6 protein-coding genes are annotated in these 19716 nt (G+C 41.5%); 5 read left to right on the plus strand and 1 reads right to left on the minus strand.

Annotated elements, in window-relative coordinates; all coding sequences use genetic code 11:
* Nucleotides 1-121: 121 nt before the first annotated feature.
* The 3 genes from ACM0OX_RS11645 (at nt 122) to ACM0OX_RS11655 (ending at nt 14059) form a co-directional block, all read left to right on the plus strand.
* Complete coding sequence (locus ACM0OX_RS11645) at nt 122-5986, plus strand: AAA family ATPase (protein ID WP_414515009.1); 5865 nt, start codon at nt 122-124, stop codon at nt 5984-5986.
* 158 nt (nt 5987-6144) lie between these two features.
* Nucleotides 6145-12030 (plus strand): AAA family ATPase, encoded by a 5886-nt coding sequence (locus ACM0OX_RS11650; protein ID WP_414515010.1) that lies wholly within the window; start codon nt 6145-6147, stop codon nt 12028-12030.
* A gap of 130 nt (nt 12031-12160) precedes the next feature.
* Nucleotides 12161-14059 (plus strand): PAS domain S-box protein, encoded by a 1899-nt coding sequence (locus ACM0OX_RS11655; RefSeq protein ID WP_414515011.1) that lies wholly within the window; start codon nt 12161-12163, stop codon nt 14057-14059.
* Nucleotides 14060-14283: 224 nt separating this feature from the next.
* Here ACM0OX_RS11655 and ACM0OX_RS11660 read toward each other — a convergent pair whose 3' ends face one another.
* Nucleotides 14284-15411, minus strand: coding sequence for an ABC transporter ATP-binding protein (locus ACM0OX_RS11660; RefSeq protein WP_414515012.1), 1128 nt, complete (start codon nt 15409-15411; stop codon nt 14284-14286).
* A gap of 294 nt (nt 15412-15705) precedes the next feature.
* Here ACM0OX_RS11660 and mrdA (ACM0OX_RS11665) point away from each other — a divergent pair, with 294 nt between their 5' ends.
* Nucleotides 15706-17553 carry a penicillin-binding protein 2 gene (mrdA, locus tag ACM0OX_RS11665; RefSeq protein ID WP_414515013.1) on the plus strand — a complete coding sequence of 616 codons (1848 nt, stop codon included), beginning with the start codon at nt 15706-15708 and terminating at the stop codon, nt 17551-17553.
* A 285-nt stretch (nt 17554-17838) separates the two neighbouring features.
* Nucleotides 17839-19677 (plus strand): penicillin-binding protein 2, encoded by a 1839-nt coding sequence (gene mrdA / locus ACM0OX_RS11670; protein ID WP_414515014.1) that lies wholly within the window; start codon nt 17839-17841, stop codon nt 19675-19677.
* Nucleotides 19678-19716 lie beyond the last annotated feature (39 nt).

Consider the following 19716-nt stretch of genomic DNA (forward strand, 5'->3'; position numbering starts at 1 on the left):
CGGTTTTCAGTGAGGGTACGGAATTTATTATTGAAATTTCGGGGTAATTTTTGGCTATTTTTGGTAAATAATTTTAGACATCTGGGAATACTAAATCTGGAAGTTTTAAAGATTGAGCAGTATGGTTAGCACTCTTGTCAATATTCCCAGATACAAGGTTAGTGAAGAACTCTACAATGGTTCTAGAACCATCGTTTATCGAGGGTATCGAGAGACTGACTCATTACCTGTAGTTATTAAACTCCTGAAAAATCCTCATCCGAGTTTCAGCGAACTCTTGTCGTTTCGGAATCAGTACACCATAGCTAAAAATCTCAACTCACCGCTAATAGTCCAAACTTATAGCCTAGAACCCTATCACAATGCCTATGCGCTGGTGATGGAAGACTTTGGGGGGATTTCTCTCAAAAATTATTTTACCTCTGTAGAAACGCAATATATCTCGTCTTTAAAAGAGTTTTTAGAAATTGCGATCGCACTCTGCAATACCTTAGATGTACTCTACCGAGAGCGGATTATTCATAAAGATATCAAACCTAGCAATATTCTCATTAATCCCGAAACCAAACAAATTAAATTAATCGACTTTAGTATCGCATCCTTACTCCCACGAGAAACACAAACTTTGATAAATCCCAATGGATTAGAAGGGACACTCGCTTATATTTCCCCGGAACAAACTGGTCGAATGAATCGGGGGATTGACTATCGAAGTGACTTTTATTCTTTGGGAGTAACTTTCTATGAATTACTGGCAGGAAAGTTACCTTTTGAATCCAAAGATCCGATGGAGTTAGTCCATTGTCATATTGCCAAAAATCCACCAAATTTAAGTGAAATAAAGGGAAGAAAAATTCCGCAAGTTTTGTGCGATATCGTGATGAAACTGATGGCGAAAAATGCAGAATCCAGATATCAAAGTGCCTTGGGACTAAAATTGGATTTAGAAAAATGTTTATATCAGCTACAAGTTTCTGGTGAAATTCAAAGTTTTGAGATTGCACAACGGGATGTATGCGATCGCTTCATCATCCCCGACAAACTCTACGGACGAGAAACCGAAGCAGAAACTTTACTGCAAGCATTTGAGCGAGTCAGTCTTGGTGCAACAGAAATGATGCTGGTAGCAGGTTTTTCGGGTATTGGGAAAACCGCCGTTGTCAACGAAGTTCATAAACCAATTGTTCGGCAACGCGGTTATTTTATCAAAGGAAAATACGACCAATTTCAACGCAATATTCCCTTCTCTGCTTTTGTACAATCATTTCGGGATTTAATGGGGCAATTGTTAACCGAAAGTGATGTCCAACTAGAGCAATGGAAAAATCAAATATTAGAAACTGTTGGAGAAAACGGTCAGGTAATTATTGAAGTCATTCCCGAATTAGAAAAAATCATTGGCGAACAACCACCAGCAGTAGAATTATCAGGAACGGCAGCCCAAAATCGCTTTAATTTATTGTTTCAAAAATTCACCCAAGTCTTTACTAGCGCCGAACATCCATTAGTGATGTTTTTAGATGATTTACAATGGGCTGATTCAGCATCATTAAAGTTGATGCAGCTATTAATGGCTGATACAGGTCATCTTTTCATCATTGGTGCTTATCGAGATAATGAAGTCAATCCAGCCCATCCATTAATGCTGACTTTGAGCGAAATTCAAAAAAATCAAGCAGTCATTAATACTATTACTTTAACACCCCTGAGTCAATCCCAAATCAATCAATTAGTCGCTGATACCCTAAAAAGTACAGAAAATTTGGCATTACCCCTTTCACAATTAGTCTATCAAAAAACTAAAGGCAACCCATTTTTTGCCACCCAATTTCTCAAAGCCCTACACGAAGAAAATCTCATTCAATTTAACTTGGAGTTAGGCTGTTGGCAATGCGATCTGTCCAAAATTAATCAACAAGCCTTGACCGATGATGTTGTAGAATTTATGGCGTTGCAGTTAGAGAAGTTACCCTTAGCAACCCAGAATATTCTCAAATTAGCCGCTTGTATTGGCAATCAGTTCGAGCTAGCAACATTAGCAATTGTTTCAGAACACTCAGAAGTAGAAACCGCAGCCAATTTATGGAAAGCATTGCAAGAAGGTTTGATTTTACCGATTGGTGATGTTTATAAATTTTATGTAGGGGCAGAAAGTCAAGCCGTTACGCCAGAAAAGTCTCAAAATGTTACCTACAAATTTTTGCACGATCGCGTTCAACAAGCAGCTTATTCCCTAATTCCCGATGACCAAAAACAAACGACTCATTACCAAATCGGACAACTGCTTCTACAACAGATTTCCGCACAAGCTAGAGTTGACCGGATTTTTGAAATCGTCAATCAATTAAATCACGGAACTGCTTTAATTACCCAACCAACTCAACGAGAAGAATTAGCTGGGCTCAATTTAATTGCCTGTCGCAAAGCTAAAAGTTCAACCGCCTATCAAGCAGCGCGTGAATATGCGACAGTGGGATTGTCTTTGTTGGCAGAAAATACTTGGCAGCAGCAGTATGAAATGACCCTCGCCTTATATGAATTAGCTGCGGAAGTAGCAATGCTAAACGGTAACTTTGAGGTGATGGAACAGTTCATTGATATTGTTATTCAAAAGGCACGCTCCTTACCTGAAAAAGTCAACGTTTACTGTATTAGAATTCAATCTCATATTTCCCAAAGTAAACTGACATCAGCGATCGCGATCGCCCAACCAATCTTACAACAGCTTGGTGTCACCTTTCCTGAAACACCGACACCATCAGATATTCAACAGGAAATCCAACAGATTAAGGAACTCATTGGAGATCGGGAAATCGCTGATTTGGTTCACTTGCCTGAAATGACCGATGCAGAAAAACTTGGTACTCTTAAAATTGTCAATATCATCAGCCCAGCGGCTTACCTCACTGGCTCTGCGCTGTACCCATTGCTGAATACTTTGTCCGTTAAACTATCAATTCAGTACGGTAACACATCGACTTCTGCTTTCGGCTATGCGAACTATGCCAATATTCTCTGCAATTTCTTCCAAGTCGTGGATACAGGATCGCAGTTTGCTTCCCTGGCACTCCAGATTATTTCAAAACTCGATGCCAAAGCAAGTAAAACAGATGTTTTGATGATGTTGGGGTTATTTGTTGTACACCGCAAATCTCACATTAAAGAAACACTACCCCTCTTGCAAGAAGGTTACACTACTGCCATAGAATTTGGGAACTTGGTACTTGCTGGGTACAATGGCCACAGTTTTTGTCTCAATTCTTTTTGGAGCAGTCAATCCTTGGCTACCTTAGAGCAGGATATTTGCGCCTACTGCCATAGTTTGATGCAATTAAATCAATTGACAACCGCAAATTATTGCCGGATCTATTGGCAACCTGTTTTAAATCTGCTAGGTCTTGCAGAACATACCACCCTTTTGTCTGGGAAAGCCCTTGAAGAAACAGAATTTCTCCAGCAGCTACAGTCTGCCAAAGATGGATATGGATTGTATATTTTCCATTTGTATAAACTGATGCTTTGTTTCTTGTTTGGAGAAATTGAGCCAGCGAAAAATCATGCTATTGAAGTCAGGCGCTATTTTATGGCTGGTGCGGGATTAGTCAGCGAACCAGTATTTTATCTTTATGATTCTCTGCTAACTCTGGCACAATTAAATCCACAGTTAGATGAAACATCAGAAGCATTGCAGGGTGTCATAGAAAATCAAACCAAGTTACAGCAATGGGCGGATCATGCACCCATGAATTATCAACATAAGGTTGATTTGGTAGAGGCGGAAAAATGTCGAGTATTAGGACAAAAAGCCGAAGCAATTGAGTTTTACGACAAGGCGATAACTCTAGCCAAAGCCAACGAATATACCCAAGAAGAAGCACTTGCTAACGAACTGGCAGCAAAATTCTACCTAGATTGGGGCAAAGAGCGCATAGCCGAGGAATACACGATCGCAGCCTACTATGCCTATGCTCGTTGGGGTGCAAAAGCCAAAGTTGCTGACCTAGAAGCTCGCTATCCGCAACTACTTACACCTATATTAGAGCAAACCCGTTCTCCTCTCTCCACTCACGAAACTCTGTTCACATTGGGTAGTGTCACCTCCACCAGTTCGGCCATATCCAGTAGTAATGTTTCTGTGGCTTTAGATTTAGCTACTATTCTCAAAGCTTCTCATACTATTTCTGGTGAAATCGAACTGGAAAATCTACTTTCATCGTTGATGACCATCGTCATCGAAAATGCGGGGGCTGATAAATGCGTGTTAATGCTCTTGCGAGACGATCGCCTGTTAATCAAAGGGTCAATTACCACAGGTTCAAAGCCAGTTGTCTTGCAGCGTATTCCTATTGAAGATAGCCAGGACATTCCCCACAGACTGATTTACAAAGTCAAGCATGATAAGCAAACTACTGTGCTGGTGAATGCAAGTGTCGATCGCACCTTAGCCAATGACCCCTATATCATCCGTCAGCAGCCGAAAAGTATCTTGTGTAGCCCGATTTTGCATCAAGGGAAGTTGATGGGTATTTTATATCTAGAAAATAATCTAGCAACGGGGGCGTTCACAAAAGATCGCGTCGAACTGCTCAATTTACTCTGCGCTCAAGCCGCAATTTCTTTGGAAAATGCTCGACTTTATGAGCGATCGCTAGAGTATTCCCAACAGCTAGAGCGATCGCTTGAGGAGTTAAGCACCGCCCAGTCTATCTTTCAAGCATCCCAGCAACGACTCCAGCTATTGGTTCAGCAAACTCCACTGGCAGTTATAGAGTGGGATACCAATTATCAAGTTACTGACTGGAATCCAGCCGCAGAAAGAATCTTTGGCTACAGCAAACAAGAGGCTTTGGGTTGTGGATTCAAATTCATCATTCCTCAAAAGATTCAAACAGAAATGGAGCGAGTCAGCGTCGAAATTATATCGCAGGAGGGCGGCAATTACAGTATCAATGAAAATGTGACAAAGGATGGTAAAATTATCATTTGTGCTTGGTATAACAATCCACTTGTAAATGCAGATGGCGAGTTAATCGGAGTTGCTTCTTTAGCAGATGATATTACAGAACAACAAGCTGCGCTACGCGAACGCAAAGTTGCCGAAGTCCAACTTCAAGAAAAAGCACAAGAGCTAGAAACTGCTGTACAAAACCTGCAACAAGCACAATTACAAATGGTGCAAACTGAGAAAATGTCTGCACTAGGCAACTTAGTTGCTGGTGTAGCTCACGAAATGAATAATCCCCTTGGTTTTATTGCTGCTAGTCTCAAACAAGCGAAACCTACTATCGCTGATATTGTTGAACATCTCAGACTATATCAAGAAAGTTTACCCAACAAAAGCGATGAAATCGCAGATCACGCCGAAGAAATCGACTTGGATTATAGCTTAGAAGACTTACCCAAGATGATTGATTCTATGTCTATGGCGTGTGACAGGCTAAAGAACATCAGCACCAGTTTGAGAACTTTCTCTCGTGCCGATCAAGACTACAAAGTACCTTTTAATATCCACGAAGGCATTGATAGCACTATTCTCATTCTCAAACATCGTCTCAAGGCCAATGAACACCGTCCGGCGATTCAAGTTGTTGCAAACTACGGTAATTTACCTCAAGTAGAATGTTTCCCAGGTCAATTAAATCAGGTATTTATGAATATTTTTGCTAATGCTATTGATGCATTAGATGAATCTAATCATGGACTCAGCTTTGAAGAAATTAAAGCCAATCCTAACTGCATTACAATTACAACCTCAGTCGAAAATAATCTAGTTAAAGTTTCCATTACTGATAATGGCAAGGGGATGAGCGAAGAAGTTAAACAAAAAATATTTGACCATTTATTTACGACAAAAGCTGTTGGTAAAGGCACAGGATTGGGATTAGCGATCGCTCGTCAAATCGTTGAAGAAACCCACGGTGGAAAATTAAGTTTTAACTCGGTTCTGGGTCAGGGTACAGAATTTACGATTGAAATTCCGGTATGAATCTCGGACACTCCTTGTTCGCACCGCGTCTCGTAGAGAAGCGATGGGATTAGCGCCGATTTTCTTTGACTCTAAATCCTCAAAATTTCAAGTTGTGGAGCGACGGGTTCGCTTTATATCTGGGAACACTATATCTGGAGTCTTAAAGATTTAGCAGTATGGTTAGTACGAGAGTTAATATTCCCGGATATAAGGTTAGCGAAGAACTCTACAATGGTTCTAGAACCATCGTTTATCGAGGGTATCGAGAGACTGACTCATTACCCGTAGTGATTAAGTTGCTGAAAAATCCTTATCCGAGTTTCAGCGAACTCTTGTCGTTTCGGAATCAGTACACCATAGCGAAAAATCTCAACTCACCGCTAATAGTCCAAACCTATAGCCTAGAACCGTATCAAAATGGTTATGCGTTGGTAATGGAAGATTTTGGGGGAATTTCTCTCAAGGATTGGGGAGTGAGAGGAAACCTAGAATCTTTGATGGAGTTTTTAGAAATAGCGATCGCACTGTGCAATACCTTAGATATATTGTATCGCGATCGGATTATTCATAAAGATATTAAACCCGCCAATGTTTTAATTAATCCAGAAACCAAACAAGTTAAATTAATTGACTTTAGTATTGCATCCCTACTACCACGGGAAACTCAAACACTGATGAATCCCAATGTTTTGGAAGGGACACTTGGTTATATTTCTCCCGAACAAACAGGAAGAATGAATCGGGGGATTGACTACCGGACTGATTTCTATTCTTTAGGTGTCACTTTTTATGAACTACTTACGGGTGAGTTACCCTTCCATTCAAATGACCCGATGGAGTTGGTACATTGTCATCTAGCAAAACTTCCACCACTTTTAGGGGATAGGGGACAGGGGACAGGGAACAGGGAAGAGATTCCTCAAGTTCTCTGTGATATTTTGATGAAATTGATGGCGAAAAATGCTGAAGACCGCTATCAGAGTGCATTGGGACTGAAGTTTGATTTAGAACATTGTTTATCTCAACTCCAAAAAACTGGTGAAATTAAGAGTTTCCCAATTGCTCAACGGGATCTGTGCGATCGCTTTATTATCCCTGATAAACTTTATGGACGAGAAACAGAAGTAGAAACTCTCCTGCAAGCATTTGAGCGCGTTAGTACAGGTGCGACAGAAATGATGCTGGTGGCTGGTTTTTCGGGTATTGGTAAAACCGTTGTAGTTAACGAAGTTCATAAACCAATAGTCAAAAAACGCGGTTATTTTATCAAAGGGAAATATGACCAATTTCAACGAAATATTCCCTTTAGTGCTTTTGTGCAAGCCTTTCGCGATTTAATGGGGCAATTATTAACCGAAAGCGATGCTCAAATCCAGCAATTTAAAACCAATATCTTAGCGGCTGTAGGTGATAATGGACAGGTAATTATTGAAGTTATCCCCGAATTAGAAAGAATTATTGGTCAACAACCACCTGTTACAGAATTATCAGGAACTGCCGCCCAAAATCGGTTTAATTTATTATTTCAGAAATTTACCCAAGTCTTTACCAGTGAAAAACATCCATTAGTGATGTTTTTAGATGATTTGCAATGGGCCGATTCAGCATCTTTGATGTTAATACAGTTATTAATGGCTGATACAAAACATCTTTTCTTAATTGGTGCTTATCGTGACAACGAAGTCAATTCAGCGCATCCATTAATGTTGACTTTGAATGATATCCAAAAAACAGCAGCTACAATTAATACGATTACTTTAGCACCTCTAAGTCAATCGCAAGTAAATCAATTAGTCGCTGACACACTGAAATGTACAAAAGATTCGGCATTACCTGTTTCTCAATTGGTATTTCAGAAAACTCAAGGTAATCCGTTTTTTGCCATACAGTTTCTCAAGGCATTACACCAAGATGGATTAATTGAATTCACCCCTCCTTACCAAGGCAGGGCTACGGGGGGGTGGCAATGTGATATCACCCAAATAAATCAGCAAGCGGTGACAGATGATGTTGTTAAGTTCATGGTATTTCAATTACAAAGATTGCCTCAATCAACTCAAAATGTATTGCAGTTAGCTGCTTGCATTGGCAATCAATTTGATTTAGCAACCTTGGCGATTGTTTGGGAGTCATCAGAAATTGAAACAGCTGCTAGTTTATGGAAAGCTTTACAAGAAGGGTTGATTTTACCAATTAGTGATGTTTATAAATTTTATCAGGGAGAAAATCACGATCGATTGGCGCTGTCAACTGGTAATACCAATAAACAATTAGCCAAATATAGATTTTTACATGACAGAGTACAACAAGCTGCCTATTCTCTAATTCCTGATAACCAGAAACAAGCCACTCATCTCAAAATTGGTCAATTACTTCTAGAAAATTCCTCTCAAATAGAACAAGAAGAAAAACTGTTTGATATTGTTGGGCATTTGAATTTAGGGCAAGAGTTGCTCGCCCAATCATACGAGCGAGAAGCCTTGGTTCGACTTAACTTAGCAGCAGGAGGTAAAGCCAAAAATTCCACCGCATACACTGCGGCCAGAGTCTATTTACAGACCGGGATTGAGCTACTCACAGTGAATTGCTGGCAAGATCGATATGAATTGACCTTGAGTCTCTATGTTGCCGCCGCCGAAGCCGCCTACTTAAATGCTGACTTTGATGGCATGGAACAGATAGCAGTACAGGTGTTGCAATCAGCCCAAACAATTTTAGACAAAGTTAAAATTTACGAAATTCAAATTGCTGCCCAGACAGCCCAGAGCAGACTATTAGAAGCGATCGCAGTTGGCAGAGATGCCTTAAAGCAATTGGGAGTTGAGCTACCCATTGAGCCAAACAATGCTGAGATTGGTAAAGCTTTACAAGTCCTTGCTAGTCAACTCGCAGGCAAACGAATTGAGGAACTAGCTGACTTACCAGTGATGACCGATCCCCAAGCACAAGCAGCCATGCAACTGTTAGGAATGTTGTTTGCACCTGTTTTCCAAGGAATGCCGGGTTTATTGCCCCTAATTAGCTGCACAATGGTCAGCCTATCGCTTCAGTTTGGGAATACGCCCGCCTCAACTGTGGGGTATGCGCTGCACGGAATGGTGCTGTGTGCCTTTTTGGGAGAGGTTGAAGGGGGCTACGATTTTGGGCAATTGGCATTGAATTTGCTAGATCGGTTCAATGTGCGGGAATTCAAATCTATAATTTCCATGTTGTTTGGTGGCTTTATTCAGCATCACCAAGAAGCTCTCTCGGCAACAATACCGTTGCTGAAAGCTGGTTTTACCTCTGGTATGGAAACTGGCGATTTTTTACACGCTGGCTATAACGTATGTTGTTACAGCTATGCGGTCTTTTGGAGTGGCTCTGAACTTAGCAATTTGGAATTAGATATCGCAAGTTACAACGCCGCCTTAACTCAGGCGAAGCAACATTCTGCCCAGACTTATGTGAGTATTATGCGGCAGGCGGCACAGAACTTCAGAGAAACCCAAATTCAGCCCGATTGTTTGAGCGGCAGTATCTACGATGAAACGGTGATGATTGCCAAACATCGTCAGGCTAATGAACTCACGGTGATGGCTGAGTTGTATATCTACAAACTATTGCTTGCCTATTCTTTTGGTGATTACAAAGCTGCGATCGCTTACATTGAGGAAGGGGAAAAGTATTTACTCGCCGTATCAGGATTGATTTTTGTTCCGATTTCCCATTTCTACGCAGCCCTGACGCACCTAGCCCAATTTTCCACCCAGCCAGAAATTGAACTTTCCATAATTCTCGCCCAGGTAGAAATCCATCAAACCACTCTGTACCGTTGTGCGCAAAATGCTCCCACAAATCATCTGCATAAATGGCATTTAGTTGAGGCTGAGAAACAAAGAGTTTTGGGCAATAAAGCAGAAGCACTGGAAAATTACGATCGCGCCATAACTCTAGCTAAAGCCAACGGCTACATCCAAGAAGAAGCACTTAGCAATGAATTAGTAGCCAAATTTTATTTCGATTGGGGTAAAGAAAGAGTTGCCCAAGCATATATGCAAGAAGCATACTACTGTTACGCTCGTTGGGGTGCAAAAGCCAAAATAGAAGACCTAGAAAAACGCTATCCCCAACTACTCCAATCCATTCTGCAACAGCAACGAATCAACTTCAATACCCTAGAAACTATTAGCTTTCGTAGCACTTCCTCATCTACTCGCACTTCTACCACTGGCAGCACTAGTATTTCCCAGACATTAGATTTTACCTCTGTCCTCAAAGCCGCTCAAGCTATCTCCAGTTCTCTGGAATTAGAGCAACTCATTGCCAGCTTGACCCACATTATCCTAGAAAACTCTGGCGCCAAGAAAGCTGTACTCATTCTTCCCCAAGATGAAGATACTACCGTCCGGGGGGAACCCTTATTGAAGAAAGTGTCTGATGATAATTGGCAAGTTAGGGCAATTACTTTTATTAATCATGACCAAATACAAACCATTCTGAAACCACAATCACTCGCCGATTGTCAAGAGATTCCCGCAAAAATTATCAATTACGTCAAAAATACTCAACAAACAGTTGTTATAGACAATTGCAAAACAGATATTATTGGGTTGATTGGGGAATATATGCACCGAACACAACCCCAAAGTGTATTATGTACCCCGATTCTTAATCAAGGGCGTTTAGTAGGGATTCTTTACCTAGAAAATCAACTGACTCAAGGGGTATTTACTAGCGATCGCCTTTCTGTGGTAAATTTCCTCTGCACTCAAGCCGCAATTTCTTTGGAAAATGCCCAGTTATATAATCATCTCCAGGAGCGAGAAAAGTTCCTCAGTAGTATTTACGAAGGTGTTGGCTGTCTGATCTGTGTGATTGATGTCCGGGATAATGGTAAGTTTGAGTACACAGGATGGAGTAAATCGTGCGAATTAGCAGTTGGTATACCTGCTTCGGAAGTACTAGGTAAAACTCCCCAAGATTTGCATGGTGATGAAGGTGCAGCAGTATATCAAAATCATCTGCGTTGTTTCCAAAGCGGAATACCCATCACCTATGAAGAATGTCTAACATTTAACGACCAGAAAACTTGGTGGTTAACCACACTCAGTCCATTAAAAGATCGGACGGACAAAGTTTATCGCATAGTTGTAACAACTATTAATATTAGCGATCGCAAACAAGCTGAATCAGCGGTGACAGAAAAATCTCAAGCACTCGGAACAGCCTTAGAAGATTTACAGCAAGCCCAATTACAAATTGTTCAAAGTGAGAAAATGTCTGCATTGGGTAATTTAGTTGCTGGTGTAGCTCATGAAATGAATAATCCTTTGGGGTTTATTGCTGCAAGTCTCAAACAAGCTAAACCTACTATTGCTGATGTTGTGCAACACTTGAAACTTTATCAAGAAACTTTACCTAATCCGGGTGCTGAAATTATTGACCATGCAGAAGAAATTGACTTAGATTATAGTTTAGAAGATTTACCCAAGGCCATAGATTCAATGGTGATGGCGTGCGATCGCCTGAAAAATATCAGCACTAGTTTAAGAACTTTCTCCCGCGCTGATAAAGATTACAAAGTGCCATTTAAAATTCATGAAGGGATTGAAAGTACAATTTTAATTCTCAAACATCGCCTCAAAGCTAATGAGCAACGTCCAGCAATTGAAGTAATAACCGATTATGGCAGTTTGCCTCAAGTTGAATGTTTTCCTGGACAATTAAACCAAGTGTTTATGAATATTCTAGCTAATGCCATTGATGCCTTAGATGAGTCGAATACTGGGCGGAATTTTGAGGAAATCCAAGAAAACCCTAACAAGATTACAATTCAAACCTCATTGAAAGATAATCAAGTGAAAATAACGATTGCTGATAATGCTAATGGCATGAATGAAGCAGTCAAGCAAAAGATATTTGACCATTTGTTTACGACGAAATCTGTGGGAAAAGGAACGGGTTTAGGATTAGCCATCGCCCGTCAAATTGTTGTGGAAAAACACGGGGGTTCAATAGACTGCAACTCCTCCCCAGGAAAAGGTACAGAGTTTGCGATCGTAATTCCAGTGCGGCATTGAAGAAGAGTTCAGAAGTCAGAATTCAGGAGTCAGAATTCTGTTCGATAAACAGTGCTGAGTAGACCAACTTTAGCTAAGAAGATTCTGTCACCCCAGTTGCAATAAGGTTCGGAGTAAATCGGAGTTGAACATGTGTACTGAAAAAATCAATGAAGAGATATTGCTTTTACGTCAGCAAAATGCCCAATTGCTGCAACAGCTAGAAGCATTGCAAGACCTTTATTCAACTACGCTGTTAGCCGAACAACATCAAATTTGGGAATTAGTTACTGATGAAGTCCCACAAGATTTACAAGTGATAGAATTACAGTCGAAATTGGCAAATAATTCTGTCTTTGTAGAATCAGCAAAGAAAATTCGCGGACAGCATCACCAATCGGCGGCAACTGCTTTGGCTGAGAGTGAGGCTAAGTATCGCCAACTCGTAGAAAATATCAGCGACCTGATTTTTTCCATGTCAGTACAAGGTCTTTTTACTTATGTCTCACCACAGTATAAAAACGTTTTAGGATGGGAACCTTCAGACCTACTTGGTCAAACCTTTGCCCCCCTGCTTCATCCTGATGATTTTCCTCTAGCCCAGAGAAAGATCCAAGAAATGGTGGAAACCAAGGGGCAGCGGATTGCAATAGAATTTCGCCACCTAAAAAAAGATGGAAATTGGTGCTGGATGAGATCAGTGGCTTCGCCAATTTTCGACTCAGACGGTGAAATTATTGGTCTTCATGGCGCTATTAGCGATATCAGCAGTCGCAAACAAGCTGAAGAATTAATCAAAGCCTCGCAATCAGAATTACTCGCCTTGTTCAACGCTATGCAGGATGTGATTCTTGTCTTAGATGCCGAAGGAAGATACCTAAAAATCGCTCCTAGTGGTGCGCCCTTACTCTACCAACCTCCTGCGGAACTGCTGGGCAGAAAAATACATGAGGTTTTACCCTCTACTTGTGCCGACTATTTTCTCAACTCTATTCAACAAGCACTCTTAACTAAAAAAACTGTGAAGGTAGAATATAGCTTGCCTATAGGTGAACAAGAGGTTTGGTTTGAGGCGAATATTGCCAGTATGAGCGAAAACACCGTTGTTTGTGTCGCCAGGGATATTAATGAGCGCAAACAGATGGAAGACCAATTGCGACAACAAACAGAAAATTTAGCACAAACTCTTCAAGAACTCAGACAAACTCAAGCACAAATGATTCAAGCAGAAAAAATGTCTAGTTTGGGTCAACTTGTGGCTGGAGTTGCCCACGAAATCAACAATCCCGTTAATTTTATTCACGGTAATCTCAGCCATCTTGAGGAATATACTCAAGACCTGTTACGAATAATTCACCATCAGCAGCAATCTGGTAATAAGTTGGAATTTCAGGCTTTGTGTGAGGAAATTGACCTAGAGTACATCCAGAAAGATGTACCAAGAATATTGAGTTCGATGAAGGTTGGCACTCAGCGCATCCGTCAGATTGTGCTGTCGTTACGAACCTTCTCACGCATAGATGAAGCCGAGTTTAAAGCAGTAGATATTCACGAAAGCATCGACAGTACTCTAATGGTATTGCAACATCGCTTCCAAGAAACAACAAAGCTTCCAGCCATTCAAGTCATCAAAGACTACGGCACATTACCTTTAGTGGAATGCTATGGCGGAGAACTCAATCAGGTGTTTATGAATATATTAGCGAATGCCATTGATGCTTTAGAAGAATGGACAATTGAGAATGCACAATTAAGAATAGACAATTTAACATCGGGGTTGTTAACTCCCACGATCGCCATTCGTACCTCAGTGATAGATGATGGTTGGGTAAAAATTGCGATCGCTGACAATGGAATAGGGATGTCAGAACAGATTCAAAAACAAGTTTTTAATCCGTTTTTCACCAACAAGCCTGTAGGTAAGGGAACAGGTATGGGAATGTTTATCAGTTATCAAATCATCACAGAAACACATGGCGGCAAACTGGAATGTCATTCAACACCAGCAGTAGGAACAGAGTTTGTAATTACAATTCCAATTCAGCATTAAAGTTTTTTTGCAACTGTAACGTTATATCTCTTATGGGGCGGTTATCCTCCTTTTCCATGAAGTTGTAATAATTTGCCACCGTTTTGTATAGGACTCGTATTTGATTTTTGAAAAAAACTCAGTACACTTTTATTCCTTCTTGCCTGTTCCCCGTTCCCTGTTCTCTGTTCCCTCCCTACGCAAATAATTTCAGGAATCAAAGCGGATTGCTATATGACCATTAACTATTGACTAATAGCTAAACAATCAGTTTCTGCCCACCAGGCGTAAATAGGTGTGTCGCGGTCTGGTAAAGTACCAAGAGTATTAGGTTGCAAGACATTAATACTAATGCCATTTGTTAATTCCATAACATAATTAACATGTGTGCCCAAATACATAATGTTAACAAGCCGTCCTTCAAAGCAGTTAACTGGCAAATTAGGTGGATACAGCGAAAGCTGTATTTTTTCTGGACGCACACTCACTACTACAGCTTGTGATAATTCAGTTGGTGTATCTTCAGCGCGGCTAATAACAATTGATAGCCCCATTTTTGTGGAGATTTTAATATTAGAGGAGTCTACCGCGACGATTTCACCACTGAATAAATTAGTATCACCAATAAAATCAGCAACAAAGGATGTACAAGGACGTTCGTAAATTTGGCTGGGAGTGCCAACTTGTTCAATTTTGCCTTGATTCATCACGGCAATGCGATCGCTCAAAGACAATGCTTCTTCTTGGTCGTGTGTCACCATCACAAAGGTTAACCCCAAGTCTTTGTGTAAATTTGATAACTCAACTTGCATTTCTTTACGTAGTTTTAAATCTAACGCCCCTAAAGGTTCATCCAGAAGTACCACGGTGGGACGGTTGACTAAAGCCCTTGCTAAAGCTACTCGCTGCTGTTGACCGCCAGAAAGTTGATTGGGAAAGCGCGATCGCAAACTTTCCATTTTCACCAGTTTTAAAGCTTCTTCGACTCTAGCTTCAATTTTAGATTTGGGTATTTTTTTTAACCGCAGTCCAAAAGCGATGTTATTCCAGACATTCAGGTGGTTAAATAGAGCGTAACTTTGAAATACAGTATTGACGGGTCGGCGGTAAGGGGGCACATTAGTCATGGACTGACCCTGAATAAACACCTTACCAGCGTCAGCAATTTCAAACCCAGCAATTAAGCGCAATGTTGTTGTTTTACCACAACCGGAGGGGCCTAAAATACTAAAAAATTCTCCTTGTCTGACATCCAAATCAATTCCATTTACCGCTGCTTCTTGGTTAAAGAACTTGAAGACGTTACGCAGTTCAACATCAAGTGGCTGAAAACTTGTTATCCCCCTCTGATTTTGCATGACAATTTGAGCCATAATCCTCAGTAGAATGCCGTGATATTACGTTATTTTGTCAATTGCTCTAGTCTTTTGGGCAGACTATATTTGACACTTTGGTTTATTGTATCCGCCAAAAACAATTGTTCAAGAATATACTCGCTCGATTCTTTCATACCAAGTAAAGAGAATAAAATATGGTAACTTTATATACTTAATCACTTACTTAGAGATTCTGCAATTAAGTTAACAAACCTTAAAATTGCATATTAGCAATTGCTAAAAGTCTGGCTGGAATTGCGTTTATTCATTTTGAATTTTGAATTGATACTTATGTCATTATTCCCATCACTTGGCAGCAAAAAAGATACACGTACAGTTGGACGTGGTTTCCAATCAATATTTTTAATCATATTTACCCTATTAATGGCGAGTGGGATTGAGGCTCGTTTGGCTTACTTGCAAATTGTTGAAGGGCCAAAACTCCGGGAACGAGCTGAAGCAAACCGAATTCGGATGATTCCTAAACAACCAGAACGGGGCAATATTTTTGACCGGAATGGCAAACTTTTAGCTAGCACTCGCTATCCTAGCTCTGTATACTTGTGGCCGATGGCACATACTAAGCCTTCCTGGTCTGTAGTCGGCCCGCGTCTAGCGCAAATTCTTAACATTCCCCAAGATGAGATGGAAAAGAAATTAGAACAAGCTGGTGCTAATTCTTCTTCACTCATCCGGGTTGCTCGCGATTTAAATGAAGCAGAAATTACGGCATTAAAGGAGTATAAAAATGAACTTCCTGAAGTGGAAATCAATACAGATTCTGTACGTTATTATCCCCACGGCAAGGAACTTGCACACGTATTAGGTTATACACGAGAGTTGACCCCCGACCAGTTAAAAGGCAAGAAGGAGTTAGGCTACCGACTGGGAGATGTAATCGGTCAGATGGGCGTGGAAAAGGCTTATGAGAAAGCTCTACGGGGCGAATGGGGCGGTCAGCAAGTGGAAGTGGATGGTGCGGGTAGACCAATCCGGGTTATAGGGGAGAAACAGGCAAAAGCTGGTAATGATTTGCACCTAACCATAGATTTGGATGTGCAAAAGGCAGCAGAAAAAGCTTTGGGAAATCACCGAGGTGCGATCGCAGCACTCGATCCAAACAATGGTGCTGTTTTAGCGTTGGTATCTTACCCCACCTTTGACCCAAATATCTTTTCCAAACAAAAACTCTCTCAAAAAGATTGGGAAAGTGTCCAAGGTAAAGATCATCCCTTGGTCAATCGTGCCCTGAGTGCCTTTCCGCCCGCCAGTACTTTTAAAGTTGTGACTACGACAGCTGGACTGGAATCAGGTGAATTTTCTCCTGACTCAATACTACAAACCTTTGGTTCTCTTACCGTGGGTGGGGTGACATTTGGTGAGTGGAACCACGCCGGATTCGGGCCATTAGGATTTCCCAGAGCGATCGCTATGAGTAGCGATACTTTCTTCTATCAAGTTGGCAGAAAAGTCGGCGGCCCAACTCTAATTAAATGGAGTCGCAAATACGGGTTTGGTCAAAGAACTGGTATTGAATTTCGTGATGAAGAATCAGTAGGCTTGGTTCCAGATGAAACATGGAAGCGGAAAGTTTTGAAAACGCCTTGGACTGTTGGCGACACCATTAATATGTCAATTGGTCAAGGCGCTTTGCAAGTGACACCTCTGCAATCGGCGATTATGTTTTCTGTCCCTGCTAATGGCGGGTATCGAGTTCAGCCGCATTTGCTTAAAGATAACGAAGAAGCAAAAAGTTGGCGAGAATCCTTAAATATGAAGCCGACAACTATCAAAGTTCTCCGCGACGGACTGCGGAAGGTAGTGAGTGAAGGCACTGGTAAGCGCTTAGACGTGCCGACAATTGCCCAAGCCTCCGGGAAGAGTGGCACAGCTGAAGCTGGTGTTGGTCGCCCAAACCATACATGGTTTGGTGCTTATGCGCCCAGTAATAAGCCAGAAATTGTGGTTGTGGCCTTTGGGGAAAATACTGGCGAACATGGTGGTACTATTTGCGGTCCGATGGTTTTACAAGTACTAGAAGCTTATTTTCAGCACAAGTATCCAGGTAAGTATCAAAAACCTCAGCCTGACCCATCAGCAGCTAAAACTCAAAGTTCAGGACATGGCACTGGAGACTAGTACCGCAAGGCGTAATTCGTAATTCGTAATTCGTAATTCGTAATTCGTAATTTTCATTGCGTAAGGGTTTTAGACATTTCAAATGGGTGGCTTATTTACGCCGAACTGTACTAGTGTGCAAAGTTCAAAATTCAAGAAGCTTTTGGTCGAGGCAAGAGAAGAGATGAGCTTATGATATCAATTGAAAACAAGTAATTACTGCCAATTAGTTTGCCCTTAAATACCTGCTAAGAATTTAGCAGAGTTATTTACAGATAATCTTAATTTTGAAATCCTCTTTGCCTTATGACTTTCCTGAAACCATCTCCACTTGGCGGACAAAAAAATACACGTACTGTTGGACAAAGTTTCCAGCCGATATTTTTAATTATATTTACTCTATTAATGCTGACAGGAATTAGCATTCGTTTGGCATATTTGCAAATTACTGAAGGAGCAAGCCACCGAAAACGAGCCGAGTCAAATCGAATTCGGATGATTCCCAAACAACCAGAACGAGGCAATATCTTTGACCGCAACGGCAAACTTTTAGCCAGTACTCGCTATCCTCGCTCTGTATATTTGTGGCCGATGGCACATACCAAGCCAGCGTGGTCATTAGTGGGAGCGCGTCTATCTCAAATTCTCGACGTTCCCCAAGAAGAGATGGAAAAGAAACTAGAAGAGGCAGGTGCTAACTCTTCTTCACTCATCCGAATTGCTCGTGACTTGAACGAAGCCCAAATCACAGCATTGAAAGAGTATCAAACCGAACTTAAAGACGTAGAAATTCATACAGAAGCCGTTCGTTACTACCCCCATGCCCAGCAATTAGCTCATGTATTAGGTTATACGCGAGAACTGACCGGCGGTCAGTTAAAAGAAAAGAAGCAGGAAGGCTACAGATTAGGTGATGTGATTGGTCAAATGGGAGTTGAAAAAGCTTATGAGAAAACTCTGCGGGGCGAATGGGGCGGTCAGCAGGTAGAAGTAGATGGTGCTGGTCGCCCGCTCCGGGTTTTGGGTGAGAAACAGGCAAAACCTGGTAACGATTTGCACTTGACCATAGATTTAAATATGCAAAAGACAGCAGAAAAAGCTTTAGGCGATCGCGACGGTGCGATCGTGGCTCTTGACCCCAAGAACGGTGCTGTTTTAGCAATGGTATCTCATCCCACCTTTGACCCAAATATTTTCTCGAAACAGAAACTCACCCAAAAAGATTGGGAATTTGTCCAAGGTGCCGATCATCCCTTGGTGAATCGCGCCCTCAGCGCCTTTCCACCCGCTAGCACCTTCAAAATTGTTACCACCACAGCCGGTTTAGAATCAGGTAAATTTTCTCCTAGCACAGTTCTGCAAACCTACGGTTCCCTAAGTTTTGGCGGCACCCGATTTGGTGAATGGAATCACGCCGGGTTCGGGCCATTGGGTTTTGTCGGAGCATTACAGTGGAGTAGTGATACCTTCTTCTATCAAATTGGTCGCGGAGTCGGCGGCCCAACTTTAATTGAATGGACTCGCAAGTATGGATTTGGTAAAAGAACTGGCTTTGAGTTTGGCAACGAAGAGGCAAAAGGTTTAGTCCCAGATGAGACATGGAAGCAGAAAACTTGGAAGATACCTTGGACTGTAGGCGACAGCATTAATATGTCAATTGGTCAAGGTGCTTTACAAACGACACCTTTACAAGTCGCCATTATGTTTGCTGTGCCCGCTAATGGTGGCTATCGAGTCCAGCCGCATTTGCTTAAAGACAATGAAGAGGCAAAAAGCTGGCGAGCATCTTTAAATATGAAGCCGACAACCATAAGTGTTCTCCGTCAGGGACTACGGAAAGTAGTAGCTGAAGGTACAGGTAAAGCTTTGAAGCAGCCAACAGTTCCCCCGGTGGCTGGTAAGAGTGGCACGGCTGAAGCGTGGAAAGGCCGTGTTAAGCAAAATCACGCTTGGTTTGGAGCCTATGCACCTGCTGAACAGCCAGAAGTTGTGATTGTGGCATTTGCTGAACATTCCGGTGGTGGCGGCGGTAGCATTGCTGCGCCCATGATTTTACAAATTATGGAGGAATACTTTCAGCGTAAGTATCCAGGTAAGTATCAAAAACCTCAGCCTGAAAATCCAGGAAATAGCAGACGAAATTAAGCAGAACTAGTGCTTCAGCCTCCACTAGCAAAGAGAGAG

Source organism: Nostoc sp. PCC 9305, assembly GCF_963920915.1.
Classification (GTDB): Bacteria; Cyanobacteriota; Cyanobacteriia; order Cyanobacteriales; family Nostocaceae; genus Nostoc.